The sequence below is a fragment of the Nonomuraea bangladeshensis genome (assembly GCF_039529455.1).
Taxonomy (GTDB): Bacteria; Actinomycetota; Actinomycetes; order Streptosporangiales; family Streptosporangiaceae; genus Nonomuraea; species Nonomuraea bangladeshensis.
Map to the genome: position 1 here is coordinate 662,475 of NZ_BAAAMV010000005.1, position 25,630 is coordinate 688,104.

Here is a 25,630-nt window from a genome sequence, read left to right on the forward strand (position 1 = left end):
CGTCACCCGGCGGGCTGTCGGAGGCTGTGCCAGGCCGCCTCGCCCAGCCCCTTGATCTCCTCCTCGGTCGGCGTGTGCGCCCCCGCGAACCATAGCCGGCACATCTCCTGCGCCGGGCCCAGCCACAGGACGTAGCACATGGTGGGGTGCACGGGCTGGAGCAGGCCGTTCTTCATGTGCGGCCGCCACCAGTCGGACACCTTGCGGAAGAACGCCCGCCGGGCCTCGGCGACCTCCGCGCCGCCCGGCTCCTGCTTGCGCGGCGGCCGCTCGCTGATGAGCAGCCGGGCCCGCTCAGGATGCTCGCCGGCCCAGCGCATGTGGAAGGCGACGACGGCCTCGATGCCGGCGCGCGCGTCCTCGTGCTCGGTGAGCTTGGCGAGGAAGGCTTCCTGGTAGGCGTCGAGGATCTCGGCGTAGAGGACGCCGAAGACGTGCTCTTTGCTGGCGAAGTGGTGGTAGAAGCTGCCGACGCTGACGCCGCTCTCCTCGCGGAGGCTGGCCAGCGTCGTGGCCGACACCCCGTCCTGGCTGAAGCGGCGGAGGGCGCCCTCGATGATGCGGGTCCGGCCGTCGCGTCCGTTCTTGACACTCTTCACACTGTCAATGGTGTGGCAACAGAACCTTGTTCCGCAAATAGGACGGCCGGATCGATCATAGCGGTCACCTCGACCGCCCCGGAGCACACCGTCATCCGGGCGTCCGGCCACACCCTGCGGATCAGCCGCAGCGCCCGCCGGTTCTCCCCCATGACGTCCATGGCGACGGTCCGCGCGCCCCGGACGAAGGCCCTGAGCAGGAGCGTACGGACCAGGCAGGGACCGAGCCCGCGGCCCTGCCAGTCGTCGGTGACGACGACCGCGACCTCGACGTCGGCGACGCCGCCCTGGTAGCTCATCGCGTGCCCGACGATCTCGCCGTCCGGCGTGGTGGCCACGAGCACGTCGCGCCGCTCGTTCACCGCGACCAGGGCGCGGACGAGGCTCGCCGCCGGCGACGGCTGGCCGGTGAAGAACCGCAGCGTCTGCGTGTGCAGCGACAGCCCGCACAGGAAGCGGCGGACCCGTTCCTCGTCGTCGGGCCCGGCGGGGCGGATCTGAGTTCCTAACATGGACTCAGCCTGCCCGGTCAGACCTGAGTCTGTCAATCGAACTCAGATATAATGAAAAAATGAACGTTCCCTTCCGGGTGGACAACTGCTCGATCGAGCGCACCCTGGACATCGTCGGGGAGAAATGGACCTTCCTGGTGCTGCGTGAGGCGTTCAGCGGCGTGCGGCGCTTCGCCGACATGCAGGCCGTCACCGGCGCCCCCCGCCAGGTCCTCAGCGCCCGCCTGGCCCGCCTGGTGGAGGAGGGGCTGCTGCGCAAAGAGCCCTACCGCGAGCCCGGCCAGCGGCAGCGCGACGAATACCGCCTCACCGACAAGGGCCGCGACCTCTATCCGCTGCTGGTCGCGCTCATGCACTGGGGAGACCGCTACCTGGCCGACGACGACGGCCCGCCCGTGCTGCTCACCCACCGCGACTGCGGCGCGCCCATCGAGCTGCACTTCCGCTGCGCGGACGGCCATGAAGTGTCCGGGCCGCGCGAGGTCACCCCGCAGCCGGGCGCCGGCGCCCGGCTCAGAAGCGTCTGATCAGGGCGAGGCGCGTACGAGGGCACCGGCAGGTCTGCCTACCCTGGAGAGCGTGTACCGGATCCTGCTGACGCCCCGATGGCTCGGGCTCACCCTGGTGGTGCTGCTCGCCATCCCCGCCTTCGTCTTCCTCGGGCGGTGGCAGTACGGGCGCTTCGAGGAGCGGTCGGCCAACAGCGAGCGGGTCACCGCCAACATCGAGGCGCCCCCGGTGCCGATGGAGCGGCTGGCCGCGCCCGGCGGGCGGGTCGAGGCCGCCGACCGGTTCCGCCGGGTGACCGTGGCCGGCTCCTACGACCCCGCGCACGCCCTCGTCGTACGCCGCCGGCCCCAGGACGGCCGCCCCGGCTTCTACGTCCTGACCCCGCTCGTCACCGCCGACGGCACGGGCGTGCTGGTCAACCGGGGCTGGGTCCCGGCCGGCGCGACCGCCGACACCCCGCCGACCGTGCCGCCGCCGCCCACCGGGCAGGTAACTGTCACCGGACGGCTACGCCAGAGCGAGACCGAGAAGTCGTCCGGCATCCGCGAGGTCTCCGGCCTGCCGGCCGGGCAGGTGCTGCTGATCGACGCGGGATCGATCGGGCGGCAGGTCCCGTACCGGCTGCTTGACGGGTACGTCGAGCTCATCTCCCAGGAGCCGGCGGGAAAGCCGGCGCCCGAGCCGGTCCCCGCGCCCGACGTGGGCGCGGGCGGCGGGCTCAACCTGGCCTACGCCTTCCAGTGGTGGTTGTTCATCGGCGTGGCGATCGGCGGCTGGGTGCTGCTGCTGCGCCGCGAACTGGCCGAACAGCGTGACGGGCAGGGTGAGGGGCAGCGGCCCGGCGCGCCCGTCGTGCCCGAGGAGGCGCGGACGCCCTCGACGTAAGGTGATGGGGTGATCCGGCACATCGAGTTCGCCAACCTGTGCAACTTCCGCGACATGGGTGGATACCCCACCGCCGACGGCCGCGCCATCCGGTGGCAGCGGCTCTACCGTGCCGACTCGCTCGGCTGGCTCGACCGGGACGACCTGGCCGCCTTCCGCGCGTTGCGCGTGCGTACGGTCATCGACCTGCGCCACCCGTTCGAGATCGAGAGGATGGGGCGGGTCCCGGAGAGCGAGGGGCAGCGCTACCACAACCTGCCCATCGAGGGCCGCCGCTGGGACGTCAACGCCTACGACGAGGCGCTCGGCGTGGCCCGCTACCTCGCCGACCGCTACCTGGAGGTCACCGAGGACGGCGTGGACAACCTGCGCGCGGCGCTGGAGATGATCGCCGACGCCGGCAACGCGCCCGTGGTGATCCACTGCGCGGCCGGCAAGGACCGCACCGGCGTGCTGGCCGCGCTGGTGCTCTCGCTCGCGGGGGTGAGCGAGGACGACATCGTGGCCGACTACGCGCTCACCGGCCTGGCCACCGAGCGCTTCATCGCCGACTGGCGGCGGCGGCACCCCGACGCGGCCCTCTGGCCGGGCTTCGGGCTGGCCCCTGCCGAGGCGATGCGCTTCTTCCTGACCGATCTGACGGCCAGGCACGGCTCGCCCGAACGGTACGTCTCGCAGGTCGTGGGCCTCTCCCCCGCCGCGACCGAGGAGCTGCGCCGGCACCTGCTGACTGAACCCCGCCCGCGGGGGTAGAGGGCGCGGCAGGGTCCGCGCGAGCAGCATCCCTCGCCGGAACAAGCGGACCCGAACGCCCGGGATCGTCCGGCGATCCCCCTCCCCGGCGATCCCGGGCCTCGGCTTCGGATACCCAACGGATACGTCGCAGCTTGTTCGACGTTATCCCGTCGTCGTACGGTTACCTGCGTGACTACGCCGCTGCTCCCCGACCCCGAACCCCGGCGGCGCGACTACGTGATCATCTCAGCCGACGATCACCTGATCGAGCCGCCCGACCTCTTCGAAGACCGACTGCCGGAGAAATACGCCGACGTCGCGCCCAAGGTCGTGGAGACGGAGGCGGGTCACCAGGTCTGGCGCTACGGCGGCGCCACCTACCCGTGCGCCGGCATCGACGTCGGCGCCGGTCTGCCCCGCGAGCAGTGGACGCTCGACCCGGTCCGCTTCGAGAACATGCGTCCTGGCTGCCACGACATCGAGGCCCGCGTCCAGGACATGGACGTGGCCGGCATCTGGGCCGCGCTGTGCTTCCCCGGCATGCTCGCCCAGCAGGCCGGCATGCCGTTCGCCAGGACCCGCGACCAGGAGCTCGGCCTCGCCCTGGTCCGCGCGTGGAACGACTGGCACATCGACGTGTGGGCGGGCACCTATCCCGAGCGGGTCATCGGCCTGCAGCTCCCGTGGCTGCCCGATCCCGACGTGGCCGCCAAGGAGATCCGGGCCAACGCGGCGCGCGGCTTCAAGGCCGTGGTCTTCCCCGAGTTCCCCAACCGGATGCGGCTGCCGTCCATCCACACCGGCCACTGGGACCCGTTCTTCGCCGCCTGCGAGGAGACCGGCACCGTCGTGTGCCTGCACACCAGCGACTCCTCGTGGTCGCCCGTGCCCTCCCCCGACACGCCCATCGAGGCCATCACCACGCTGATGCCCACCACTGCCATGTTCGCCTGCGCCGACTGGCTGTGGTCGGGGCTGCCGCTGCGCTTCCCCGCGCTGCGCATCCTCATCGTCGAGGGCGGCGTGGGCTGGCTGCCGCTGCTGGCCGAGCGCGCCGACTACGCGCTCGACCACCCGGTGGCGGGCGAGGCGTCCTGGGACGGCGGGCTCAAGCCGAGCGAGGTGCTGCGCCGCAACTTCTTCTTCGGCACGCGCGACGACCACGCGCTGTCGGGGGTGCGGCTCGCGGTCGGGCTCGACCACGTGCTCCAGGAGAGCGGCTATCCGCACTCCGACTCGACCTGGCCCGACACGCAGAAGGCCGTCTCGCGCAACCTCGGCCCGCTGCCGCCCGCGGACATCGCCCGGGTGGCCTACGGCAACGCGGCCCGCCTGTTCGGGCACCCGCTGCCGTCGCGGGCCTGGCTGCGCATGGAGGAGATCTAGGCCTCCCCTTCCACCTGGCCCAGGATGATCCGGCGCTCGTGCTCGACGTAGCGGCCGCTCTCGCCGAGGAGCGCGGTCGCCAGCCACAGGAACACGCCGAAGTCGTCGGCGACGCCGATCAGGGTGAGGAAGTCGGGGACGATGTCGATCGGCGAGATGATGTAGACGACGCCGAGGGCGATGAGGCCGAGCCGGCCCTTGCCCATGCCGCCGTAGTCACCGCGCATCACCGCGCGCACCATGCGCGGGATGGCGCGCACCCTGGTCATCAGAGCGGGCGATCCAGGCTTGGTCACCTCGCGGTACGTGCGCCACGCCGCCGCTGCCCGTGCTGCCTTAGCCATCATGTCCAACCCCCTACCCCCGGCTTTTCACGATATAACGCGACGCCGGGGTGAGAGGTTCCTGTCGATCACCGCATGGCGTCGTGCGCGAAGGGCCGGGCCCGCTCGATCTGGGCCGCCACCCGGACCAGCAGGTCCTCCCGCCCGTACGCGGCCACGAGCTGCACTCCGACGGGCAGCCCGGCGGCCGTCCGGTGCAGCGGCAGGGAGATCGCCGGCTGGCCGGTCGCGTTGATCGGCGAGGTGAACGCCACCGCGTGCGCCGTACGGCCGAGCGCGAGGGTGAGGTCGTCGGACGGGATCCAGCCGAGGGGGAACGGCGCGACCCCGAGCGACGGCATCAGCAGCAGGTCGTGCCCGGCGCTCCACCAGGCGGCCATGCGGCGGCGGAAGGCGTCCACCCACTGGGTGGCGCGGAGGTGCTGCGCCGCGCTGCGGCTGCGCGCGGCGGCCACCATGGCGGCGTTGCGCGGCTCCAGCTCCTCCGGCTCGACCGGCTTGCCGCGCAGCTCGCCGAGCCCGTCCACCGTGGCGGCCAGGTTCTCGGCCACGATCGCGCCGAAGTGGGAGGGGAAGTCCGGGTCGGCGAGCGCTTCAGGGCCGCCGGGCGTCACGTCGTGGCCCAGCGACTCCAGCAGGGCGGCCGCCGCGGCGACCGCCTCCGCCGGCTCGGCCGCCTCCGGGACGTCGGCCCTCGGGTGGGCGGTGAGGTAGCCGACGCGCAGCCGTCCGGGGTCGCGTCCGGCCTCGGCGGCCAGCGGGCCGGGCAGCGCGGGCGCGTCGTACGGGTCGCCCGCGTGCAGCCCGGCGACCACGTCGAGCGCGGCGGCGGTGTCGCGTACGGTCCTGGTGACGAATCCCGGGCAGGAGAAGCCGCTCCAGCCCTCGCCGAGCGCCGGGCCGAGGCTGACCCGCCCCCGCGACGGTTTGAGCCCCACGAGGCCGCACAGGGACGCGGGGATGCGGATGGAGCCGCCGCCGTCGCTCGCCGTGGCCAGCGCCACCATGCCGGCCGCCACGGCCGCCGCGGAGCCGCCGCTGGAGCCGCCCGCCGAGTACGCCGGATCGTACGGGTTGTGGGTCGGCCCGAACGCCGCCGGCTCGGTGGTGATCGTGCTGCCGAACTCGGGCGTGTTCGTCCGCCCCAGGATGACGAACCCGGCCTCGCGCAGCCGCGTCACGCCGTAGCCGTCCCGGGCGTCCTCGACCCCGTCGCGGACCGCCGAGCCCGCCGCGTACGGCTCGCCCGCCTGCCGCCAGCCCAGGTCCTTCAGCAGGATCGGCACCCCGGCGAAGGGCGCCTCGCGTGGCAGGCGGTCCAGCTCGGCCAGCGCCCGCTCGAAGCGGGGGAAGACGACCGCGTTGAGCTCGCCGTCGCGCTCCTCGATGGCGGCGATGGCGGCCTCGGCCAGCTCGCGGGGCGACAGGTCGCCGTTCCTGATAGCCGCCGCCTGCCCGACCGCGTCCAGCCTCAGCGCGTCATGCACGGTCCGCCTCCCCCGCCTTGGGCGACAGGTCGCGTACGGCCTGCTCGATGGGGATCTCGCCGCCGGGGATGGGCGCGAGGATGGGGGTGTCGAGGCCGTTCGCCACGTACTCGCGGATCCTGGCCCGGCACGTGGCGGCGTCGCCGTGCACGATGAGGTCGTCCACCACCTCGTCGGGGATGGCCTTGAGCGCGGCCTGGCGGTCGCCCGCCGCCCACGCCTCGTGCATCGGGCGCAGGAGCTCGCCGCGGCCGAGCCAGTCGTGGAAGGCGGCGTACACGGGGACGGTCAGATAGCTCGCCAGCATCCAGCGGGCCAGCTCGCGGACCTTGTCGGTGTCCTCGCTCACGCACACGAACAGGCGGGCGATCAGCTCGGTGCCCGGCCCGATCTCGGCGCGCACCTTGCGCACGTCGGCGGGCGAGAGCCAGTTGGTGATCGCGCCGTCGGCCTCCTCGGCCGCCAGGCGCAGCATGCGGGGGCGCAGCGCGGCCAGCACGATCTTCGGCGGCGTCTTGGGCGCCCGCTCCAGCTTGAAGCCCTTGATCTCGAACGTCTCGTACGCCTCCGTCACCTTCTCCCCCGCCAGGGCCTTCTTGAGGAAGCGCAGGGTGTCGCGGGTCCGGGCGTAGGGCTTGGTGAACGTGCCGGCGTTCCAGCGCTCGACGATCGCCGGCGAGGAGGCGCCGATCCCGAGCACGAACCGGCCGGGCGCGAGATCGGCGACCGTGGCCGCGGACATGGCCAGCAGCCCGGGGCCGCGCGTGGAGACGGGGACGATGCCGCTGCCCAGCCGGACCTCGGGCGCCCACTCGGCGGCGAGGGCGAGCGGCGTGAACCCGTCCACGCCGTTGACCTCGGCCGACCACGCGTCCGTGTAGCCGAGTCCGGGCAGCTCGGCGATCAGCTCCCGTGACCTCGCGAGCGAGCGGTCGTAGAAGGGGATGGTCATGCCCCAGTTCTGCGTCATCGGCGCGCCTCCAGAATGATGTTCCGACGAGGCGACCATACCAACCGTTTGGTATGTCCCCCTAGGCCCGCCAGGCCCCCCGCTAGGCCCGCAGCTCGTGCACGGCCGCGATGAAGTCCTGCGTGATCCCCCGCAGGCCCGGCAGATGCGACAACCCGACCAGCCGGTCCACCAGCGGCACCGTCACCTCGATCAGCCGGTACGTCCGCGCGCACCCCGGCGAGGTGTCGTGCACCCAGAACAGCACCATCCCCATGGACAGCAGCCACAGCAGCTCGGGCAGCTCCTCGCGCAGCTCGGCGTTCATCCGGTCGGCCGACCCCTCGACGACCTCGCGGTAGAGCGCGATGGACGCCTCACGCGCCGGCGACGACTGCTTGCTGAACGGGCTCAGCGGGTTGGTCGGCTCGGCCGCGTGCTTGAAGAACTTCACGGCGAACTCGTGGTACGGCTCGGAAACGCGGACCCACTCGCGCAACACCCCGCTGAGCCTGGCCGCGAACGATCGCTCGGTGGCCAGGAACTCCGCGCAGGCCGCCTCGTGCTCGGCCTGGGCGCGGTCGTAATACGCCTGGATCAACGCCTCCTTGCTGTCGAAGTAGTAGTAGGCGTTGCCCACGGACACCCCGGCCTCGGCGGCGATGGCGCGCATCGTGGTCCTGTCGAAGCCGCGCTCCCTGAACAGTCGCAAGGCCGTCTCGACGATGACCTCTCGGGTGCTCTCCGATCCTCGGTTTCGGGCTTCGGACACGTTCGTCACTGTACGTCGTGAAACGCGGTTCAGTCATGGAGCCGCACGGTGATCACCGCCACAAGGCAAAGTTGCGTCCGCGGCGGGAGTTATCTCAGGTGAATGGTGGGATTGTCGTTTGTGGCGGAAGGGCTATTTCCGCGAAAAAGGCATCGACATGTGGATACGTGGAACAGCTCGACTCACCGTGGTCGCGCTCCTCGGCATTGAGATCACCATAATCGCATCGGCTTCGGCCGCCGCCGCCGCGTCCCACCCCGGAGGGACGCGGGCTGCGGACGGCACGACCGACACAGAAACCCGCTACGGGACACCGCAGCCGGAGCAGCCCGCCTTCCTGACGGCGCTCGCGAACGCGCTGGAGTCCCGGACGGACCGCGCGGCCCTCGACCGCCTCGCGCTTCTCCAGCAGCGCCTGGAGGGACACGACGGCCGTGGCGGGCCACCGCACGGCGACGGCCGTGGCGGGCCACCGCACGGCGACGCCCGCCTCCCGCAGGGCGACGTGTGGGCCCCGCACGGAGACGGATGGGCGCCGCTCGGCGAGATCCGCGTCCCGCGGAGCGACCTCGGCCTCCCGCAGGCCGCCGGCGAGCCCGCGTGGCTGACCGGCGAGAACCGCGAGCACTCGGCGAGCACAGAAGCGGAGACCCTGACGGGCCCGCTGGAGCAGGCCGGCCACTCGCTGGCCGAGGCCCTGCGCGACCCCGTCCGCACCGCCGTCGTACGGATGCCGAAGGCCCGCCGGCCCGTCGTCCACAACCGCGCCAAGGTGCTCGACAAGCAGGCCCGCGTGGACCTCACGCGCGTGCTGCCCCGCCAGGCCTCGATCCGCATGTCGCACGCCACGGCGGACGGCTGGCTCAGGACCGCCGGGCTGCGTACCAAGTCGACCGGCAACTGCACGAGCAAGCACCACCACCACTGCACCTCGCTCGACAAGGTGCGCACCGGCACGGTCGCCCAGATCATCCAGCTCAAGCAGGAGAGCCACTGCCCCATCCTGGTGACCGGCGGCACGGAGGACGGCCACGCGCCCGGCCAGTTCAGCCACGGCAACGGCTACAAGCTCGACATCGGCCACAATTCCTGCATCGACCAGTACATCACGAAGAACTACCAGCGATCAGGAGTGCGCGGCGACGGCGCCCGGCTCTACCGCGCGCCCTCGGGCACGACGTTCGCGAACGAGAGCGACCACTGGGACATCCTGTTCCGGTGACAGGCGCACGGGACCCGGACGGTGGACGTGAACGCGAGTGGACGCCGCACCGCTCGTGCGACGTCCACCAATGAAGCGCGACTACAGCTCGCCCGCCACCAGCTCGGCGATCTCCGCCGCGTTGAGCGCGGCGCCCTTGCGCAGGTTGTCACCGCACACGAACAGGTCGAGCGTGTTGGGGAAGTCGATCGCCTGACGGACGCGGCCGACGTAGGTCGGGTCGTTGCCCACCACGTCGAGCGGCGTCGGGTAGACGCCGCCCGCCGGGTCGTCCATGAGGACCACGGTCGGCGCCGCCTCCAGCACGCGGTGCGCGTCGGCGACCGTGATCGGGCGCTCGAAGCGCGCGTGCACGGCCAGCGAGTGCGTGGTGATCACCGGCACCCTGACGCAGGTCGCCGAGACCTTGAGGTCGGGGATGCCGAGGATCTTGCGGGACTCGTTGCGGAGCTTCAGCTCCTCGGAGGCCCAGCCGTCGTCCTTGAGCGAGCCGGCCCACGGCACCACGTTGAACGCGATCGGCGCGGGGAACGGCGACTCCTCGGGCAGCTTGTTGGCCAGCGCCTTGCGCACGTCGCCGGCCGCCTGGCCGATCGAGCGGTCGCCGGCCAGCGCCTCGACCTCGTCGTACAGGCGGGCCGAGCCGGCCACGCCCGCGCCCGAGACCGCCTGGTAGGAGGCCACGACCAGCTCGGTCAGGATGTACTCGGCGTGCAGCGCGCCCATCGCCGCCATCATCGACAGCGTCGTGCAGTTGGGCGTGGAGATGATGTTGCGGGGACGCTGACGGGCGTCGAGCGGGTTGACCTCGGGCACCACCAGCGGCACGTCGGGGTCCATCCGGAACGTGCCGGACTTGTCGATGGCGATCGCGCCGCGCTCGGCCGCGATCGGCACCCACACGGCCGACACCTCGTCGGGCACGTCGAAGATGGCGATGTCGATGCCGTCGAACACCTCGGGCGCGAGCGCCTGCACCACGACGTCCTCGCCGCGCACCTGGAGCACCTTGCCGGCCGAGCGCGGGGAGGCCACGAGGCGGATCTCGCCCCAGATGTCCTCGCGGGTCGACACGATGTCGCGCATGACGGTGCCCACGGCACCGGTGGCGCCGATCAGCGCGAGATTGGGCCTGCTCATCGTCCGGTACCTCCGTACACCGTTGCTTCCACCTGGTCGGCGTCGAGATCGAAGGCGCGGTGCGCGGCCGCCACGGCCGCGTCGACGCCGTCCTGCCCGACGACCACTGAGATGCGGATCTCGGACGTCGAGATCATCTCGATGTTGACCCCCGCGTCCGCGATGGCCGCGAAGAACGTCGCCGTGACGCCGGGGTGCGAGCGCATGCCCGCGCCGATCAGCGACACCTTCCCGATCTGGTCGTCGAAGAGCAGCGACTCGAACCCGATGCGCTCCTGGATCTTCTTCAGCGCGCTCAGCGCCGTCTGGGCGTCGGCGGCGGGCAGCGTGAACGAGATGTCCGTGCGGCCCGTGGCCGCGGCCGAGACGTTCTGAACGATCATGTCGATGTTGATCTCGGCGTCGGCCAGCGTTTTGAAGATGAAGGCAGCCTCGCCGACCTTGTCGGGCACCCCGACAACAGTGATCTTGGCCTCGCTCCGGTCGTGCGCGACGCCGGAGATGATCGGCTGCTCCATCTCGGTTCCTTCGGTGTAAGGGTCGGAGACGACCCACGTCCCTTCCTTGGTGCTGAAAGAGCTCCGGACGTGGATCGGCAGGTCGAAGCGGCGGGCGTACTCGACGCACCGCAGGTGCAGGATCTTCGCGCCGCAGGCGGCCATCTCCATCATCTCGTCGTACGAGATCCTGGGGATCTGGCGGGCCGGGGGCACGATGCGCGGGTCGGCGGTGAAGATGCCGTCCACGTCGGTGTAGATCTCGCACACGTCGGCGTCGAGCGCCGCCGCGAGCGCCACCGCCGTGGTGTCCGAGCCGCCGCGGCCCAGCGTGGTGATGTCCTTGGTGTTCTGCGACACGCCCTGGAACCCGGCCACGATCGCGATGTGGCCCTGGGCGATCGCCTCCTGGATGCGGCCGGGCGTCACGTCGATGATGCGCGCCTTGCCGTGCGTGGAGTCGGTGATCACGCCGGCCTGCGAGCCGGTGAACGAACGGGCCTCGTGGCCGAGGTTGGCGATCGCCATCGCCAGCAGGGCCATCGAGATGCGCTCGCCCGAGGTCAGCAGCATGTCGAGCTCGCGGCCCGGAGGCAGCGGCGACACCTGCTCGGCCAGGTCGAGCAGCTCGTCCGTCGTGTCACCCATCGCGGAGACGATCACGACCACGTCGTTGCCGGCTTTTTTCGTCGCGACGATCCGCTGCGCGACCCGCTTGATGCAGGACGCGTCGGCGACGGACGAACCACCGTACTTTTGCACAACGAGCGCCACGAGAGTCTCCCGGTTCGGACTTTGAGCTGCCAGTCTACTTGGGTCGTCTCATGTTCTTGCTGCGTCATACCACTATGTGGACCGATATGCCCGGTAACTGCGGGCCTTTCAGACCGCGGTCGCTTCCCCCGCGGCGTCGAGGGTGGACTCCTCCGCCACGTCGAGACGCGAGTGCGCGGCCAGCGCCTGCAGCGCCCGCATCGCGGCGCCCGCGTGGTTGCCCCAGGTGTTGAAGTAGGAGTACTGCCACCACCACAGCGCCTCGTGCGGCCGCCCGGCGCGGAAGTGCCGCAGGCCGTGGATGAGGTCGGCGGCGACCGCGGTCAGGTCGTCGGACAGCCGGTAGGGGGTGACGCCCGTGTCCTTGTACGGGTCGAACACCTCCGCGTAGTCGTCGACCGGCCCGAGCCGCTCGGCCAGCGCCGTGCGCACGCCGTCGATGTCAGGGTCCTCGCTCATCGGCGGCTCGTAGTTGCCGGAGAGGATGACGTCACGGTTGGCGCCGAGCTTGGCGCCGGCGAGGCTCACCTGAGCGACCTCGACCAGCAGCAGCGACCAGATGGCGTCGCCGCCCTCGCCGCCGGCGACTCTCGTCAGCCCGTCCACGTAGTCCTGCGCGTGCCTGGAGATCTCCTCGGCGAGCGTGCTCCACTCGTCAGACATCCAGCAGCCTCCGTCCTTCGAACGCGCGGCCCAAGGTCACCTCGTCGGCGTACTCCAGATCGCCGCCGACGGGCAGCCCGCTGGCCAGTCGTGTCACTTTGATGCCCATCGGCTTGACCAGACGGGCGAGGTAGGTCGCCGTCGCCTCACCCTCGAGATTGGGGTCTGTGGCGAGGATGAGCTCGGTCACCCGGCCGTCGGCCAGGCGGGTCATGAGCTCGCGGATGCGCAGGTCGTCGGGGCCGATGCCGTCGATCGGGCTGATCGCGCCGCCGAGCACGTGGTAGGTGCCGCGGAACTCGCGCGTCTTCTCGATCGCCACGACGTCCTTCGGCTCCTCGACCACGCAGATCACGTGCGTGTCGCGCCGCGCGTCGCGGCAGATGCGGCACTCCTCCTCGGAGGCCACGTTGCCGCACACCCGGCAGAAGCGGGTCTTCTCCTTGACCTCCAGCAGCGCGTGCGCCAGCCGCTTGACGTCGGCTGGATCGGCCGCGAGCAGGTGGAACGCGATCCGCTGCGCGCTCTTGGGACCGACGCCGGGCAGCAGGCCCAGCTCGTCGATCAGGTTTTGGACGACCCCTTCGTACATGCCTAGAACCCTGGCAACTGTCCGAGGCCGCCGCCGCCCAGCCCCTGCGCCAGCGGGCCGAGCTTCTCCTGCTGCAGGTCGGCCGCCGCGCGCACGGCGTCGCGGACCGCCGCGATCACCAGGTCGGCGATCGTGTCGGCCGTGTCCTGCGGGTCGGCGGCGTCGATGACGCTCGGGTCGATCTTCAGCTCCAGCAGCTCGCCCGATCCGTTGACGACGGCCGTCACCAGGCCACCGCCGGATGAGCCCTCGATCTGCGCGTCGTTGAGCTCCTGCTGGGCGCTCACGAGCTGCTGCTGCATGAGCTGGGCCTGCTCCAGCAGCTGCTGCAGGTTGACATCCCCTGGGTTCACCGTCGTGCGCTCCTCGTGGCTCCGCGTTCGTGACTGCCACGAGCCTACGGTGTTTGGGCGGCGACATGCACTGCGGGACGCCCCATGTTTCGTCACCGGCCCGCTCGCGGGCCATGACCGTGGTGCTGACCGTGGTGTTATTGGCCGGATCCCGGCCCCCCTCCAGTGTCCGAGACCCGGCCATCACGCCGGCGGAGCGGCCGCACCACGCCGACGCGTCGGGCCAGAACGCTAGGCGATCCAACGTTGCACACACGTTGCGCTCGTCCGGACACCCTCCGCCATCCACGATCGGGTTGCGCAGCCCGGCCGCAGGGCGGATGCTCTAGGTGACTACTTGGAGTGACCGATGAGTTACGCCCCTCCCGACGCTTGCTCCCGCCTTCTCCGCGGACCCCACGAAGCCGCGGCCACCGGCCGGGCCTGGGCCGACCCGCCCCGCGACCTCATCCGGGACTCCTGGCGCCGCTCCCTGGCCGCCGGAGTCGACGTCGAGGCCGCCGGCGCGCCCCTCGTCTGCGATCCCGCCCAGCTCGACGACCTCCGCCGCGCCCATCCGCTGCACCCCCTGCTGCCGCTGCTCGCCACCACCCTCTCCGGCCTGATCGGCGACACCGGTCACATCATGATCGTCAGCGACGGGCAGGGCCGGGTGCTGTGGCGCGACGGCGGCGCCGCGGTCCTGCACCGCGCCGACCGGGTCGGACTGTCCGACGGGCACGAGTGGGTCGAGTCCGCGGTCGGCACCAACGGCATCGGCACCGCACTCGCCGCCGGCCGTCCCGTGCACGTCTACGCGGAGGAGCACCTGATGCGGGTGCTGCGCGTGTGGTCGTGCAGCGGGGCCCCGATCACCGACCCCGACTCCGGCCGGATCATCGGCTGCGTCGACGTCAGCGGCCTCTCCCGCTCGCTCCATCCGGCCACGGTCGCCCTCGTCGGGGCGGCCGCCAAGCTCGCCGAGAGCCAGCTCGCGCTGCGTATGCACGAGCGCGACGAGCGGCTGCGGCGGCGCTACGAGTCGCTGCGGGTGCGGCCGGGCGTCCTGCTCTCCCCCACCGGCCGGGTCATCTCCGGCGACCCCGGCGGGCGGCTCGGCGAGCGCGTGCCGCTCTGGGACGACACCGCGCCGCCCTCGGAGCGCCTCCCGGGGGGCGGGCGCGGCCTGCTCCGGCTGCCCGCCTCCGGCGGCGAGCGCCCGAGGCCGTCCGGGCAGCGCATGATCCTGCGCGACGGCAGCGTGGCCGTGCTGGAGCCGTTCTCCGACGGCTACCTCCTTCGCACCGTCCCGGCCGCCGCGCCGGCCACGCTCACCCTGTCGTTCCTGGGCGAGGGCGTGCCGTCCATCACGTTCGGCGAGCACGAGCGCGCCCTGTCGCTCCGCCACGCCGAGATCCTGGCCCTCCTCGCGCTCCACCCCCACGGGCTGACGGCCGAGCAGCTGTCGTTCCACGTGTACGGCGACGCGGGCAACCCGGTGACCATCCGGGCCGAGATCCACCGGCTGCGGGCGCAGCTCGGCAAGGCCGTCTCCGCCAAGCCGTACCGGCTGGCCTGCCCGGTGGAGGCCGACTTCCTCGTCCTGCGCCGCAGCCTGGCCGCCAGGGACGCGGCGGCGCTGGCCCGCGCCTACAAGGGGCCCCTGCTGCCGCGCTCCGAGTCACCCGAGATCCGCCGCGAACGCGACGAGCTAGAGGCCCAGGTCCGCGCCTGCCTCCTCCGCCACGGCTCGCCCGAGCACCTGTGGGCGTACGCGCAGACGTGCAACGGCCGCGACGACTACGAGATCCTCGAACGCCTCGCCGCACTCCACCCCACGGACGCCCGCGCCGCCGCCGCCCGCACCCGCCTCCTGCCTTGAGAGGGCACGGCCCCGTCAGATGTGGTCGGCAGAGGGACCGCGGGGCGTTCGGGCGTGGTCAATTGAGGGGGCGCGGGCCCGTCAGGTGCAGCCGGCAGAGGGGACGCCGGACCTTCAGACATGGCCGATCGAAGCGGCGCGGGTCCGTCTATGCGCCGATCGCGGGGCCGTCAGGTGTGGTCGATCTCGCCGATCACGCGGGCGCCCAGCTCGCGTTCCAGGAGCGCCATGCCGGTGACCGCGTCCACGTCGGCGTCCGCGTCGTTGAGCGGGTCGACCTCGTCCGCGTCCGGCCCCTTGGCGCGCCCGGGGACGACGTCCGGCCAGGCGGCCGCTCCGCCCCGGCCTCCCGACGACCGGGGGCCTGCCTGGGCGGCCGCCTTGGCGGCCGAACGGGCGGCGGCCAGACCGGCGCTCGGCGTGGCGCCGACCGGCACCGTACGGGTCGGGTCCGGCGACGGCGGCAGGCTAGGTCCGGGGTCGTCCGGGGCGTCGGGCCAGGACTCGTCCGTGGTGGGACGCGCCGGAGCCAAGACCGCGACGGCCGCCGCCGGAGGCTGCCCGGGGTCCTGAGCCCCCTGGTCGTCCTGGGAGCCGGCGTGCGAGGACGTACGGCCCTGGTGCCCCGCCCCGCCCTGCTGGGCGGGAGGGGGGCTCTGGACGTTGGGCGCGGGCGGCGGGTTGTAAGCCGGCTGCGCGGGCGGACGCCCGCCACCGCGCCCGGACGACGGCGACGGCGGCGGCCCGTTGCCCACGACCGCCTCCACCCGCCAGGTCCCGCCGAGCACGTCGCTCAGCGCGCTGGCCACGACGGCGTCCTTGCCTCCGCCCGTGAAGTTCTTCATCGCGCCGACCTGGCTGAACCCCAGGGTGACCACGTTGCCTTCGACGCCCGCCACCTGGGCGTTGGTGCTCACGTTGGCCCAGACGACGATGCTGCGCTGCTTGAGCGCCGCCAGCACGGCGGGCCACTGCTGCTGCATGACCGCCGCCCCGGCCCCGGCCTGCCCGCCTTCAGCGGGCGCAGCCTGAGCGGTCGGCGCGGGCGCGGCAGGAGCGGACGTGGCGGCCGGTGCGCCGGGACGAGCCGGCTCCGGCCAGTCGTCCGCCGCGACCGGTGCGGAGACGGAGCTCTGGTCACCAGCCGAAGCCCCGCCACCCGCGTGCGCCGAGGCCGCCTGATCCGGGGAGGCGTCCACCTGCGGCCCGCCAGGGGCCGGAGCAGCGGAACCACCGCCGGAGGCGGGCCCCGCGGCGGCCAGGCGCGCGGAAGCCGCGCCGGGCCGCGGAATCACGACCCCACCGGCTGGGACGCTGGGCGCGGCCGTGGGTGGGGCGCTGGGCGCGGCCGTGGCGCGGGCGGCCATGGCGGCGACGGTGCCGCCGCGCTCAAGGCGTTCGAGACGGGCCAGCAGCGCCGCCTCCCCCTGCGCGGCCCCCGGCAGCAGCACCCGGGCGCACATCAGCTCCAGCAGCAGCCGAGGCGACGTGGCACCGCGCATCTCGGTCAGCCCGGCGTTGAACACCTCGGCGGCCCGGGTCAGCTCGGCGGGCCCCATGGACGCGGCCTGCTGCACGAGCCGCTCCAGCTCGTCGGCCGGCCGGTCGAGCAGGCCGCTGGTGGCCGCCTCGGGGACGTTCGCCAGGATCACCAGGTCACGGAAGCGTTCGAGCAGGTCGGCGGCGAAGCGGCGCGGGTCGTGGCCACCCTCGATGACCCGGTTGACCGCCTGGAACACCTTGCCGCCGTCACGCTCGGCGAACGCGTTGACGACCTCGTCGAGCAGGTCGCCGTCGGTGTAGCCGAGCAGCGAGACGGCCTTGGCGTAGGTGATGCCGTCCTCCTCGGCCCCGGCGAGGAGCTGGTCGAGGATGGACAGCGAGTCACGCGCGGACCCGGCCCCGGCCCGTACGACGAGCGGCAGCGCGGCCGGCTCGAACGGGACGCTCTCGGAGGTGAGGATCTCCTCCAGCAGGGCGCGCAGCGTCGCGGGCGGCATGAGCCGGAACGGGTAGTGGTGTGTGCGCGACTTGATCGTGCCGATGACCTTCTCGGGCTCGGTCGTCGCGAAGATGAACTTCAGGTGCGGCGGAGGCTCCTCGACGAGCTTGAGCAGCGCGTTGAACCCCTCGCGGGTCACCATGTGCGCCTCGTCGATGATGTAGATCTTGAAGCGCGCGGAGACGGGGGCGAAGAACGCCCGCTCGCGCAGGTCGCGCGCGTCGTCCACGCCGCCGTGCGAGGCGGCGTCGATCTCGATGACGTCGAGGTGGCCGGGGCCGGTGGGGGCGAGGGCGACGCAGGACTCGCAGACGCCGCACGGGTCGGGGGTCGGGCCCTGCTCGCAGTTGAGCGAACGCGCCAGGATGCGGGCGCTGGAGGTCTTGCCGCAGCCGCGCGGGCCGCTGAACAGGTAGGCGTGGTTGACGCGGCCGGTGCGAAGTGCCTGCCGCAGCGGGTCGGTGACGTGTTCCTGACCCTTGACCTCCGCGAAGGTCCCGGGCCGGTACTTGCGATAAAGCGCAAGGCTCATGCGACCATCCCGCCTGCGAGGGGGCTCTAACGAAAGAGACCCCCCGCACACCCGCCAGAGCCCGCTTATCCTTGCTGCCTTCCGGCCCTGGGGAGGTTCACAGGATGACGCCGCGCGAGGGGTCCTAGGACAGTCTAGCCGGACCCGGCAGTGCTCGCTCCACCTCCAGCCCTCGCGCGAGCCTTTGGCAATCAACGCGCAAAAGGTGGTCTGGACACCGCTGGAAGTCCGGTAAGCTCGTCGGCGGAGGATTCGCCTAGTGGCCGAGGGCGCACGCTTGGAAAGCGTGTATAGGGCAACCTATCGGGGGTTCAAATCCCCCATCCTCCGCGCCTGGTTGAGGCAGTAAACGCGAAGGGGCCGACCCTACCCAGTCGGCCCCTTCGTCGTTTCCAGTCACGTTACGATCGCCGACCATGGGTACGGATTGGGCGCCCGCGGCCTTACGCGACCTCGCACGGGAGGATCTCGGCGAGCTGGCACGTGCCCATACGCGCCTGGCTCACGCACTCGGTCACACGCACCGCGCCGCCGCTCCCGAAGAAGAGATCGACCACGACACGGCCCTCGCCCGGTGGCGCGACCTCGACGAGCGGCTGCGTTCGCTGCTGATCGTCGATCTGGGCAACCCCCATCGAGTCGCCGTCATCGGCGTCAACCCCCTCTTTCCCCCCGAGTGGCGGGATGCGGCCTGGGCGACGCTCCTCCCCGACGAGCTGGCGGAGTGGTCGGCCAGATGGCGACACTGGTACGCCGAGACGACCGCCGGCGGGTTCCGTCACTACCACGACCGGCTGCGTACGTGGGAAACGAGCCGCCTGCTCACCGAAACCCAGGCCGACCTCCTCGCGGCAGCACAGGCCACCGAGGGCCGCACCAACGCCTGGACCCGCAAACCCGCCTTCATCGAGGCCCGCCGCCGCGTGCTCGCCCTGCCGCCCCCGCCCGTCGTCCCCGCCCCCGGCCCGCCGCCACGCGCCGCCGGCGACGACAGAGCGACGCCCGGCCAGCAGGGGCACCAAGAGGCGGTGACGGCGCACGGCGCACTGCTGGGCCGGGCCGCGCTGGAGTTCAGCCGTACGGTGCCGGGCGCCTTCAAGCGCCGCCTGCCTTCGTTGCCGGTCACGGAGGAACGGAGGCGGGACCCGTGGGTGGAGGAGTTCTTCGGCTGGCTGGACCCGGTCGTACGCGCCGGTCGGGGTCTGTACCTCTGGATCTGAGCCGGAGTTCCGCGCGCCTTCGAAGCCGTTTGTCAGCCCTTGCTGCGACCATGCCGCTCACGCACTAAGGATGGATCGACCATGGCCGAGGCACCCTGTTTTCCCGGCTACGAGACATTAGGGGAGATCTACTGCGTGTCCTTCGTCCGCGATCTCTCCCCGGAGGAAGTCCTCCGCCGGTTCGGCGTGGACGAGGAGACCATGGAAGAAGGGGTGACGTTCGGCGAGGTGGACCTTCGCTCGGCGGAGAGCATGAGGGACGACTCGGCCGGTTACATCGGAGCCGCCCGAGTCGGCGACTGGACCGTGGTCATCGAGCCTGGGGGATGGCGGATGGCCGTCGACGACACGATCTACGGCCGGGTCTCGCGAGGAACCGAGGTCGTGTCGGTCTGCTGCCACGAATACGCCGAGGACGCCTTCGCCTACATCGTCGACGGCACGCGGGTCGTCTCGTTCGACCCGATGTTCCCAGAAGAGCGATCGGGCAGTGATCCAGACCGTTTCGTCATGAAGATGCACGAGGTCGGGCTGGATCCCGACCACGACATCGATGGTCCGGGGATCGACCACCCGATGGAGAGTTCGTTCGCCTTGGCCAGCAGCATCACCGGCCTCTCGCTCTCCACGGCCCTGCGGAACCTGCGGTTCCTCGGCGCGGAAGCGCTGTGACACCAGGAGCTTCGTCAAGCTTCTGAGCCGGATTCCCGCTGGAACTCGGCCTTGCGTCGATCGAGGTAGGCAGGCCAGTCGGTGCGCGGCGGGGCTGCGCTCTTCTCATCCCGCTCTCTCGGCGCGCATTGACATGCAGCCGAACGGCTGCCTAAGGTGAAAAGGCAGCCAATCGGCTGCATATCTGGAGTGGCGTGATGGACGAGGTATTCAAGGCACTGGCCGACGCCAGTCGCCGGCGGCTGCTCGACAGCCTCAACGCCCGTAACGGGCAGACCCTGCGCGAGCTGTGCGCCGGGCTGGACATGGCGCGGCAGTCGGTGAGCAAACACCTCGCGGTGCTGGAGGCGGCCAACCTGGTGACCACCGTGTGGCGGGGCCGGGAGAAGCTGCACTATCTCAACGCCGCGCCCGTCAGCGAGATCGCCGAACGCTGGATCAGCCGTTACGACCAGCCCCGGGTCGATGCCCTGGCCGATCTGAAGAGAGTTCTGGAGGAGACCCCGATGGACAAGCCCGAGTTCGTCTACACGACCTACATCGGCACCACGCCCGAACGCCTGTGGCAGGCGCTGACCGACCCCGCCTTCACCGAGCGCTACTGGGCGACGACGTTCAAGACCGACTGGGCGCCCGGGTCCGAGATGACCTGGGACAACCACGGAGTGGTGATCAGCGACCCCGAGCAGGTCGTCCTGGAGTCCGAGCCCTACCGCCGGCTGTCGTACACCTGGCACACCTTCACGCCGGAGCTCGGGCAGCGGTTCGGGTGGGACGAGGAGTTCCTCGGGAAGCTGGCCGGTGAGCGGCGCTCGAAGGTCACGTTCGAGATCGAGCCGGTCGGCGAGAAGGTCAAGCTGACCGTCGTCCACGACGGCTTCGAACCCGGCAGCACCGCCGCGCAGATGGTCAGCGTGGGATGGCCCGAGGTGATCTCCGGTCTCAAGACCCTCCTCGAGACCGGCGCCCCTCTGCCCGGCTGATCAACGAGGATCGGCCTCAGGTCAGGTCCAGGACCGTCATGCCGAGCTTCGCGCGTCCCGCGACGGTCCTCATCGCCTCGGCCGCCTGGTCGAGGCGGTACCGGCCGGTGATGGGCGGCTTGAGCCGGCCGTCGGTGAGCAGGGACTCCAGGGCCCGGCGGTTGGCCTCCGCCTCGTCGGGGTGGTGGCGCTCGAAGTCGCCGATCTCGTAGCCCGTCACGATCGAGCCCTTCAGCAGGACGAGGTTGAGCGGGACACGCGCGATCTCGCCCGTGGCGAACCCGACGACGACGAACCGGCCGCCGTAGCCGGTGGCGCGCAGCGCCGGCTCGGAGAACGGGCCCCCGACCATGTCCAGCACGACCCCGGCGCCCTTCGGGCACAGCTCCTTGAGCGCGCTCTTGAGATCGCCGCCGCTGTAGTCGACCAGCTCGTCGGCGCCCAGGCCCCGGCAGAACTCCAGCTTCGCGGCGCCGGCCGCGCAGGCGATCACCCGGGCGCCCAGGGACCTGCCGATCCCGATGGCCGCCGACCCGACCGCTCCGGCGGCGCCGAGAAGCACCAGGTCCTCGCCCGGCTGGATCCGCGCGGTGGACACCAGCGCGTCGTACGCCGTGCGGTACGTGCTCCCCGTCAGGCACGCCAGGTCCGGGGACAGCCCGCCGGGCGTGGGCCGCAACTGGGCCTCGGGCACGCAGACGCGTTCGGCGAACGCCCCGACGAACGCCATCCCGTGAACGCGGTCGCCCACCGCGAACCGGGAGCAGCCCGGCCCCACGGCCGCCACGACGCCGGCCACGTTGTTGCCGGGAACATACGGCCTCGGCACCGGAATCTGGTAGACGCCCGTCGCGATGAGCGTGTCGACGAAGTCCACCGACGCCGCCTCCACCCGCACGAGCACCTGGCCGGGCCCCGGCGCCGGGTCGGGCACCTCCTGGACGGCCAGGCTCGTCAGGTCGCCGGTGTCGGTGCACAGGAGAGCGCGCATGGCCGGCTCCCGCCTCTCTGTCGATGCCGATGTCGATGTCGCCTCGTGGATGGCAAGCTAACGCACCGGCGGGCGGCCGTGCCCGGCCCCCTGTGGCTCTCTATGCTGCTTGTTGCACATCATTCGCAATAAGAGGGAGAGTCCCATGCGGTCGCTGTTCCTGCACGCGCCGAACCGGCGCCGGCCCCGCGTGATGCTGGAGCGCATGCTGGCCCTGGTGGACGACGACACGCCGCCCGACGGCCCGGAAGGCCCCGTCGCGGTGCTGGAACGGCGGCTGGCCGACCTGCTCGGCAAGGAGCGCGCACTGTTCTTCCCCAGCGGCACGATGGCCCAGCAGACCGCGTTGCGCGTGCACGCCGACCGGCGCGGCCGACGTACGTTCGCCGCCCACCCCCAGACACACCTGGACGTGTGGGAGGAGCAGGGCTACAACGCCGTCCACGGTCTGACGTTGCGCCGGGCCGGCGACCCGTACGAGCTGATGACCGCGAAGGACCTGGCGGCGGCGGTCGGCGAGCCGCCGGCGGCGGTCGTCTGGGAGCTGCCGCAGCGCGACCTCGGCGGGCTGCTGCCCGAGTGGGACGACCTGTGCGAGCAGACCGCGCTCGCCCGCGCCGCCGGCGCCGCCACCCACCTGGACGGCGCCCGCCTGTGGGAGGCCCAGAGCTACTACCGGCGGCCGTTCGACGAGATCGCCGCCCTGTTCGACACCGTCTACGTCTCCCTCTACAAGAGCCTGCAAGGCGTACGGGGCGCGGTGCTCGCCTCCGACGCGGCCACCGTGGACGTGGCGGCGGTGTGGCGGCAGCGGCTCGGCGGCGGCATCGGCGACGCGTGGCCGCTCGCGCTCGCGGCGCTGGTCCACCTCGACACCCTGGCCGGCCGGATGCCCGCGTACCGCGAGCACGCCATCGCTCTCGCGGCCGCCATCAACGCCGACGGCGCCGCCCGCGTCCACCCCGACCCGCCGCAGACCCCGCTGTTCCACGTCCACCTGCCCGCCGACCGGCGCGCCGTCGAGCAGGCCGGCCAGGAGATCCTCGCCGAGCACGGCGTCCAGCTCTGGGGCCGGGTACGTCCGGCGTCCGAGCCGGGCCGATGCGCGTTCGAGGTCACCGTCGGCGAGAACGCCATGGAGTTCACCCCGGACGAGGTGGTCGCCCTCATCCACGACCTGCTGGCCCGCGCGGCAAGATGGCGCCCGTGAAGGCTCTGTCCGCGCTCGCCGTCACCGCGGTGGTCCGCAGGGACGCCGAGGTCCTCCTGGTACGGCAGCGGGACGGGGCCTGGGACCTGCCCGGGGGCATGGTGGAGACCGGCGAGTTCGCGGACGAGGCGGTGGTCCGCGAGCTCCGGGAGGAGACCGGGCTGAGTGCGGAGCCGCCGTTCCGCCTCCTGAGCGTCGTGCAGCTCCGCAACCCCGGCGCGCCGCCTCCCGGCCTGCTGACCGCGCTGTACTTCGAGGTCACGCGGCACCACGGGGAGCTCCGCTGCGAGGATCCGGACGGCGACGTACTGGAGGCGGAGTGGGTCCCTGTCGCTGAGGCGGTCGCCCGCCTGTGCGCGAACGGGGCCGCCCACGTACGCGAACCCGCCCTCGACTGCCTCACCCGCCCCGGAGCCGAGTTGACCTTCCAGAGGTGGCCGGGCGGGCGGAAATGAGGTGCGCCGGCGGCGGCCGCGGTGTCACGATCCTCACGTGGACGATGCAGCCGCGTACCGCATAGCTCGTGTCACAGGTTCCGCCGAGCTGGCGGAGGTCACCGCGAGGCTCCTCGATGAGCTGCCGTCGTGGTTCGGGATGCCGGAGGCGAACGCCGGCTACGTCGAGGCGGCGAAGCGCCTTCCCGGCCTCGTCGCCTACGCGGACGGGGAGGCCGTCGGCGTGCTGCTGCACGAGCGGCACTTCCCCGAGACGGCCGAGATCCATCTGATGGCGGTCGCTCCGTCCTGGCATCGGCGGGGCGTCGGCCGGGCGCTGGTCGACGCGGTCATCGCGGAGGTCCGGCCGGACGGCTGCCGGATGCTCCAGGTCAAGACCCTCGGCGCGCGGCATCCCGATCCCGGCTACGCGCGGACCAGGGCCTTCTACCGGGCCGTCGGCTTCCTCCCGCTGGAGGAGACCGACGACCTGTGGCCGGGCAACCCGTGCCTGATCATGGTGAAGTGGTGCCACTGACGCCCGGGGCGGCGTCGAGCGCGGCGGTGATCTTGCGGGCCATCTCGGCCGTCGCGGGGCTGGGCTCGCCCCGCTGAGCACGGGCGGCCGTCTCGACCGCGATGAGGACGGTCCCGCGGAAGTTGTCGGCCTCCGCCGGGTCCTGCCGCCTGAGCAGGCCCATGGCCGCCGTCAGCGCGGGCAGCACGTGGTCGGCGAGCGCGGCCACGGACCTGCCCTTCAGCTCGACGTCCCGGGACTTCTCGGCGAGCACGTGCCCGACCAGGCCGGTCGCCGAGTAGAGGGCGATGGAGCCGCTGGTGGCGGCCTTGTGGGGCCGGCCGGCGGCGTCGGCCGCGGCCATCAGCGTGACGGCGCCGTACGCGGCGGTGCGCAGGGTGAGCTTGTCCTGGTCGGTGAGGGTCACGGACATGGTGGTGTTCTCCTTCTGTCGAGCAGGGTGGGGTGTCAGTCTTCGACGGCCTGGTAGAGCGTGGTCCAGAAGTCGTGGATCAGCCGTGCCGAGTTCGGGACGGACATGCCGACCTGGGTGAGCAGGATGCCGGTGACCCCGTTGACCGGGTCGGCGTAGGTGGAGGTGCCGCTTCCGCCGTCCCAGCCGAACTGGCCGACGGGCGCGTAGTCGCCGCGGTACGTGCGCACCGCCATCCCCATGCCCCAGCCGCCGTGCTGCCCCTGCCCGAAGGACACGTGGACGTTCTCGGTGGCCAGGGCGTTGCGGGCGGCGTTCTGCTCGGGCGTGAGCCGGTTGGTGGTCATCAGCTCGACGGCCGGCCTGGACAGGATCCGCTCGCCGTTGTGCACGCCCTTGTTCAGCAGCATCGTGAAGTAGGCGTGGTAGTCGTCGGCGGTGGAGACCAGGCCGCCGCCACTGCCCTGGAACGCCGGAGGCCGGCTCCACCGTCCCCCTTCGGCCTCGTCCCAGACGTGGAACTCCCCCGTGACCGGGTCGGGGGCGTACAGGACCGGCAGCCGCTCGATCTGGTCGGCGGGCACGTGGAAGCCGGTGTCCCGCATCCCCAGCGGCTCGAAGACCCGCTCACGCAGGAACGCCTCGAACGACCCGCCCGTGACCCGCGCGACGAGCACGCTGAGCACGTCGTGGCTGATCTGGTACTGCCAGCGCTCACCAGGCTGGGACGCCAGCGGAAGCTCGCCCAGGCGGCGCATCCACTCGTCCGGCCCCGGCATCGGCACCGGCAGGTCGGGCGTGAGCCCCCTCTCGATGATCGCGCCCATGATCGGCGCGCTCAGCAGCGTCATGTCCATGCCGAGCCCGAACGTGGACGTCAGCAGATCCCGTACGGTGATCGGCCGCCGCGCCGGCACGGTGTCGTCCAGCGGCGCGTCCGGCCGGCTCAGCACCCGCCGGTCGGCCAGCTCGGGCAGCCACTCCTGCACCAGGTCGTCCAGCCGCAGCCGGCACTCGTCCACCAGGATCATCGCCGCCGCCATCGCCACCGGCTTGCTCGTGGACGCCATCCGGAAGATGGTGTCCCTGCGCATGGGCGCGCCGCCGTCGTGGCGCATCGTCCCGATCGCCTCGACGTGCGTCTCGTCGCCCCGGCCGACCAGGGCCACCAGGCCGGGGATCTTCCCCGACTCGACATGCCGCTCCAGCACCCCGCGCAGCCTGCGCAGTCCCGCCGCGGAGAAGCCGTTGTTGCCGTGTTCCACCGTGATCTCCTCGTCATGTGTCGTTCGCGTGGGACCAACTTTCGGCGAGCGCGCTGACACGGGACCGTCGCGGGGCTGACACGGCCGCTG

The 25,630-nt window shown here is 72.0% G+C and carries 27 protein-coding genes, 1 tRNA gene and 1 other RNA gene; 13 read left to right on the forward strand and 16 right to left on the reverse strand.

Annotation, left to right across the window (positions count from 1 at the left end; genetic code table 11):
• Nucleotides 1-2 precede the first annotated feature (2 nt).
• Together ABD292_RS18970 and ABD292_RS18975 are read right to left on the reverse strand one after the other, a co-directional pair.
• Nucleotides 3-599 carry a TetR/AcrR family transcriptional regulator gene (locus ABD292_RS18970; protein ID WP_344208882.1) on the reverse strand — a complete coding sequence of 199 codons (597 nt, stop codon included), beginning with the start codon at nucleotides 597-599 and terminating at the stop codon, nucleotides 3-5.
• Nucleotides 596-1,111: a GNAT family N-acetyltransferase gene (locus ABD292_RS18975; RefSeq protein ID WP_344208884.1), complete on the reverse strand. Its 516-nt coding sequence runs from the start codon at nucleotides 1,109-1,111 to the stop codon at nucleotides 596-598. The genes ABD292_RS18970 and ABD292_RS18975 overlap by 4 nt, the downstream gene beginning before the upstream one ends.
• Nucleotides 1,112-1,170: 59 nt before the next feature.
• On the opposite strand from ABD292_RS18975, the gene ABD292_RS18980 reads away from it, so the two are divergent.
• From ABD292_RS18980 to ABD292_RS18995, 4 genes are all read left to right on the forward strand, one after another.
• Nucleotides 1,171-1,638 (forward strand): winged helix-turn-helix transcriptional regulator, encoded by a 468-nt coding sequence (locus ABD292_RS18980; protein WP_344208886.1) that lies wholly within the window; start codon nucleotides 1,171-1,173, stop codon nucleotides 1,636-1,638.
• A 52-nt stretch (nucleotides 1,639-1,690) separates the two neighbouring features.
• Nucleotides 1,691-2,506: an SURF1 family cytochrome oxidase biogenesis protein gene (locus tag ABD292_RS18985; RefSeq protein ID WP_344208888.1), complete on the forward strand. Its 816-nt coding sequence runs from the start codon at nucleotides 1,691-1,693 to the stop codon at nucleotides 2,504-2,506.
• Nucleotides 2,507-2,515: 9 nt separating this feature from the next.
• Nucleotides 2,516-3,259, forward strand: a complete 744-nt coding sequence (locus tag ABD292_RS18990) for a tyrosine-protein phosphatase (protein WP_344208890.1) — start codon at nucleotides 2,516-2,518, stop codon at nucleotides 3,257-3,259.
• A 171-nt stretch (nucleotides 3,260-3,430) separates the two neighbouring features.
• Nucleotides 3,431-4,627: an amidohydrolase family protein gene (locus ABD292_RS18995; RefSeq protein ID WP_329587698.1), complete on the forward strand. Its 1,197-nt coding sequence runs from the start codon at nucleotides 3,431-3,433 to the stop codon at nucleotides 4,625-4,627.
• Here ABD292_RS18995 and ABD292_RS19000 read toward each other — a convergent pair.
• From ABD292_RS19000 to ABD292_RS19015, 4 genes are all read right to left on the reverse strand, one after another.
• A complete protein-coding gene (locus tag ABD292_RS19000; RefSeq protein WP_344208894.1) occupies nucleotides 4,624-4,974 on the reverse strand; it encodes a YkvA family protein in 351 nt (116 codons plus the stop codon). The genes ABD292_RS18995 and ABD292_RS19000 overlap by 4 nt on opposite strands.
• 65 nt (nucleotides 4,975-5,039) lie before the next feature.
• Nucleotides 5,040-6,458, reverse strand: coding sequence for an amidase (locus ABD292_RS19005; RefSeq protein WP_344208896.1), 1,419 nt, complete (start codon nucleotides 6,456-6,458; stop codon nucleotides 5,040-5,042).
• Nucleotides 6,451-7,428 (reverse strand): LLM class F420-dependent oxidoreductase, encoded by a 978-nt coding sequence (locus tag ABD292_RS19010; protein ID WP_344208899.1) that lies wholly within the window; start codon nucleotides 7,426-7,428, stop codon nucleotides 6,451-6,453. Before ABD292_RS19010 ends, ABD292_RS19005 begins: the two co-directional genes overlap by 8 nt.
• Before the next feature lie 82 nt (nucleotides 7,429-7,510).
• The gene (locus tag ABD292_RS19015; protein WP_329587709.1) at nucleotides 7,511-8,179 is read right to left on the reverse strand and encodes a TetR/AcrR family transcriptional regulator; all 669 of its coding nucleotides are present in this window, start codon (nucleotides 8,177-8,179) and stop codon (nucleotides 7,511-7,513) included.
• 157 nt (nucleotides 8,180-8,336) lie between these two features.
• On the opposite strand from ABD292_RS19015, the gene ABD292_RS19020 reads away from it, so the two are divergent.
• Nucleotides 8,337-9,401 (forward strand): hypothetical protein, encoded by a 1,065-nt coding sequence (locus tag ABD292_RS19020; protein ID WP_344208902.1) that lies wholly within the window; start codon nucleotides 8,337-8,339, stop codon nucleotides 9,399-9,401.
• An 81-nt stretch (nucleotides 9,402-9,482) separates the two neighbouring features.
• Here ABD292_RS19020 and ABD292_RS19025 read toward each other — a convergent pair whose 3' ends face one another.
• From ABD292_RS19025 to ABD292_RS19045, 5 genes are all read right to left on the reverse strand, one after another.
• Nucleotides 9,483-10,541: an aspartate-semialdehyde dehydrogenase gene (locus tag ABD292_RS19025; RefSeq protein ID WP_344208904.1), complete on the reverse strand. Its 1,059-nt coding sequence runs from the start codon at nucleotides 10,539-10,541 to the stop codon at nucleotides 9,483-9,485.
• A complete protein-coding gene (locus ABD292_RS19030; protein WP_344208906.1) occupies nucleotides 10,538-11,812 on the reverse strand; it encodes an aspartate kinase in 1,275 nt (424 codons plus the stop codon). The genes ABD292_RS19025 and ABD292_RS19030 overlap by 4 nt, the downstream gene beginning before the upstream one ends.
• Nucleotides 11,813-11,920: 108 nt before the next feature.
• Nucleotides 11,921-12,475 carry a DUF5063 domain-containing protein gene (locus tag ABD292_RS19035; protein ID WP_344208908.1) on the reverse strand — a complete coding sequence of 185 codons (555 nt, stop codon included), beginning with the start codon at nucleotides 12,473-12,475 and terminating at the stop codon, nucleotides 11,921-11,923.
• Complete coding sequence (gene recR, locus ABD292_RS19040) at nucleotides 12,468-13,067, reverse strand: recombination mediator RecR (protein ID WP_091088194.1); 600 nt, start codon at nucleotides 13,065-13,067, stop codon at nucleotides 12,468-12,470. The genes ABD292_RS19035 and recR overlap by 8 nt, the downstream gene beginning before the upstream one ends.
• A gap of 2 nt (nucleotides 13,068-13,069) precedes the next feature.
• Nucleotides 13,070-13,420: a YbaB/EbfC family nucleoid-associated protein gene (locus ABD292_RS19045; RefSeq protein WP_020543009.1), complete on the reverse strand. Its 351-nt coding sequence runs from the start codon at nucleotides 13,418-13,420 to the stop codon at nucleotides 13,070-13,072.
• A 349-nt stretch (nucleotides 13,421-13,769) separates the two neighbouring features.
• On the opposite strand from ABD292_RS19045, the gene ABD292_RS19050 reads away from it, so the two are divergent.
• Nucleotides 13,770-15,281, forward strand: coding sequence for a helix-turn-helix domain-containing protein (locus ABD292_RS19050; protein ID WP_344208911.1), 1,512 nt, complete (start codon nucleotides 13,770-13,772; stop codon nucleotides 15,279-15,281).
• 170 nt (nucleotides 15,282-15,451) lie between these two features.
• Here the strand turns inward: ABD292_RS19050 and ABD292_RS19055 are convergent, their stop codons facing one another.
• Complete coding sequence (locus tag ABD292_RS19055; RefSeq protein ID WP_344208913.1) at nucleotides 15,452-17,815, reverse strand: DNA polymerase III subunit gamma and tau; 2,364 nt, start codon at nucleotides 17,813-17,815, stop codon at nucleotides 15,452-15,454.
• 31 nt (nucleotides 17,816-17,846) lie between these two features.
• An RNA gene (gene ffs / locus ABD292_RS19060) (signal recognition particle sRNA small type) lies at nucleotides 17,847-17,942 on the reverse strand.
• A gap of 118 nt (nucleotides 17,943-18,060) precedes the next feature.
• Here ffs and ABD292_RS19065 point away from each other — a divergent pair.
• The 4 genes from ABD292_RS19065 to ABD292_RS19080 all read left to right on the forward strand — a co-directional run bounded on the left by ABD292_RS19065 (nucleotide 18,061) and on the right by ABD292_RS19080 (nucleotide 20,690).
• A tRNA-Ser gene (locus ABD292_RS19065) sits at nucleotides 18,061-18,145 on the forward strand.
• 86 nt (nucleotides 18,146-18,231) lie between these two features.
• Entirely contained in the window at nucleotides 18,232-19,035 is an 804-nt protein-coding gene (locus tag ABD292_RS19070) for a hypothetical protein (protein ID WP_344208915.1), read from the forward strand.
• Nucleotides 19,036-19,116: 81 nt separating this feature from the next.
• Entirely contained in the window at nucleotides 19,117-19,707 is a 591-nt protein-coding gene (locus ABD292_RS19075) for a DUF6461 domain-containing protein (RefSeq protein ID WP_344208917.1), read from the forward strand.
• Between the two features lie 197 nt (nucleotides 19,708-19,904).
• Nucleotides 19,905-20,690, forward strand: coding sequence for an ArsR/SmtB family transcription factor (locus ABD292_RS19080; protein WP_344208919.1), 786 nt, complete (start codon nucleotides 19,905-19,907; stop codon nucleotides 20,688-20,690).
• 16 nt (nucleotides 20,691-20,706) lie between these two features.
• Here ABD292_RS19080 and ABD292_RS19085 read toward each other — a convergent pair whose 3' ends face one another.
• A complete protein-coding gene (locus tag ABD292_RS19085) occupies nucleotides 20,707-21,681 on the reverse strand; it encodes an NADPH:quinone oxidoreductase family protein (protein ID WP_344208921.1) in 975 nt (324 codons plus the stop codon).
• A 145-nt stretch (nucleotides 21,682-21,826) separates the two neighbouring features.
• On the opposite strand from ABD292_RS19085, the gene ABD292_RS19090 reads away from it, so the two are divergent.
• From ABD292_RS19090 to ABD292_RS19100, 3 genes are read left to right on the forward strand one after another with little or no spacing between them, the layout of a single operon-like run.
• Nucleotides 21,827-22,891 (forward strand): threonine aldolase family protein, encoded by a 1,065-nt coding sequence (locus tag ABD292_RS19090; RefSeq protein WP_344208923.1) that lies wholly within the window; start codon nucleotides 21,827-21,829, stop codon nucleotides 22,889-22,891.
• On the forward strand, nucleotides 22,888-23,346 hold the full coding sequence (locus ABD292_RS19095) for an NUDIX hydrolase (protein WP_344208925.1): 459 nt from the start codon (nucleotides 22,888-22,890) through the stop codon (nucleotides 23,344-23,346). The genes ABD292_RS19090 and ABD292_RS19095 overlap by 4 nt, the downstream gene beginning before the upstream one ends.
• A 37-nt stretch (nucleotides 23,347-23,383) precedes the next feature.
• Nucleotides 23,384-23,863, forward strand: a complete 480-nt coding sequence (locus ABD292_RS19100) for a GNAT family N-acetyltransferase (RefSeq protein ID WP_344208927.1) — start codon at nucleotides 23,384-23,386, stop codon at nucleotides 23,861-23,863.
• Here ABD292_RS19100 and ABD292_RS19105 read toward each other — a convergent pair.
• Together ABD292_RS19105 and ABD292_RS19110 are read right to left on the reverse strand one after the other, a co-directional pair.
• Nucleotides 23,841-24,275: a hypothetical protein gene (locus ABD292_RS19105; RefSeq protein WP_344208929.1), complete on the reverse strand. Its 435-nt coding sequence runs from the start codon at nucleotides 24,273-24,275 to the stop codon at nucleotides 23,841-23,843. The two genes, ABD292_RS19100 and ABD292_RS19105, sit on opposite strands and share 23 nt — an antisense overlap.
• 35 nt (nucleotides 24,276-24,310) lie before the next feature.
• A complete protein-coding gene (locus tag ABD292_RS19110) occupies nucleotides 24,311-25,540 on the reverse strand; it encodes a serine hydrolase domain-containing protein (protein WP_344208931.1) in 1,230 nt (409 codons plus the stop codon).
• Between the last annotated feature and the right edge of the window lie 90 nt (nucleotides 25,541-25,630).

What these genes read in the sequence shown, in the direction of transcription:
- ABD292_RS18975 (WP_344208884.1), bottom strand. Translation starts at nt 1,111, where the DNA reads ATGTTAGGAACTCAGATCCGCCCCGCCGGGCCCGACGACGAGGAACGG.
- ABD292_RS18980 (WP_344208886.1), top strand. Translation starts at nt 1,171, where the DNA reads ATGAACGTTCCCTTCCGGGTGGACAACTGCTCGATCGAGCGCACCCTG.
- ABD292_RS19000 (WP_344208894.1), bottom strand. Translation starts at nt 4,974, where the DNA reads ATGATGGCTAAGGCAGCACGGGCAGCGGCGGCGTGGCGCACGTACCGC.
- ABD292_RS19010 (WP_344208899.1), bottom strand. Translation starts at nt 7,428, where the DNA reads ATGACGCAGAACTGGGGCATGACCATCCCCTTCTACGACCGCTCGCTC.
- ABD292_RS19020 (WP_344208902.1), top strand. Translation starts at nt 8,337, where the DNA reads ATGTGGATACGTGGAACAGCTCGACTCACCGTGGTCGCGCTCCTCGGC.
- ABD292_RS19025 (WP_344208904.1), bottom strand. Translation starts at nt 10,541, where the DNA reads ATGAGCAGGCCCAATCTCGCGCTGATCGGCGCCACCGGTGCCGTGGGC.
- ABD292_RS19035 (WP_344208908.1), bottom strand. Translation starts at nt 12,475, where the DNA reads ATGTCTGACGAGTGGAGCACGCTCGCCGAGGAGATCTCCAGGCACGCG.
- recR (WP_091088194.1), bottom strand. Translation starts at nt 13,067, where the DNA reads ATGTACGAAGGGGTCGTCCAAAACCTGATCGACGAGCTGGGCCTGCTG.
- ABD292_RS19050 (WP_344208911.1), top strand. Translation starts at nt 13,770, where the DNA reads ATGAGTTACGCCCCTCCCGACGCTTGCTCCCGCCTTCTCCGCGGACCC.
- ABD292_RS19055 (WP_344208913.1), bottom strand. Translation starts at nt 17,815, where the DNA reads ATGAGCCTTGCGCTTTATCGCAAGTACCGGCCCGGGACCTTCGCGGAG.
- ABD292_RS19070 (WP_344208915.1), top strand. Translation starts at nt 18,232, where the DNA reads ATGGGTACGGATTGGGCGCCCGCGGCCTTACGCGACCTCGCACGGGAG.
- ABD292_RS19075 (WP_344208917.1), top strand. Translation starts at nt 19,117, where the DNA reads ATGGCCGAGGCACCCTGTTTTCCCGGCTACGAGACATTAGGGGAGATC.
- ABD292_RS19080 (WP_344208919.1), top strand. Translation starts at nt 19,905, where the DNA reads ATGGACGAGGTATTCAAGGCACTGGCCGACGCCAGTCGCCGGCGGCTG.
- ABD292_RS19085 (WP_344208921.1), bottom strand. Translation starts at nt 21,681, where the DNA reads ATGCGCGCTCTCCTGTGCACCGACACCGGCGACCTGACGAGCCTGGCC.
- ABD292_RS19090 (WP_344208923.1), top strand. Translation starts at nt 21,827, where the DNA reads ATGCGGTCGCTGTTCCTGCACGCGCCGAACCGGCGCCGGCCCCGCGTG.
- ABD292_RS19105 (WP_344208929.1), bottom strand. Translation starts at nt 24,275, where the DNA reads ATGTCCGTGACCCTCACCGACCAGGACAAGCTCACCCTGCGCACCGCC.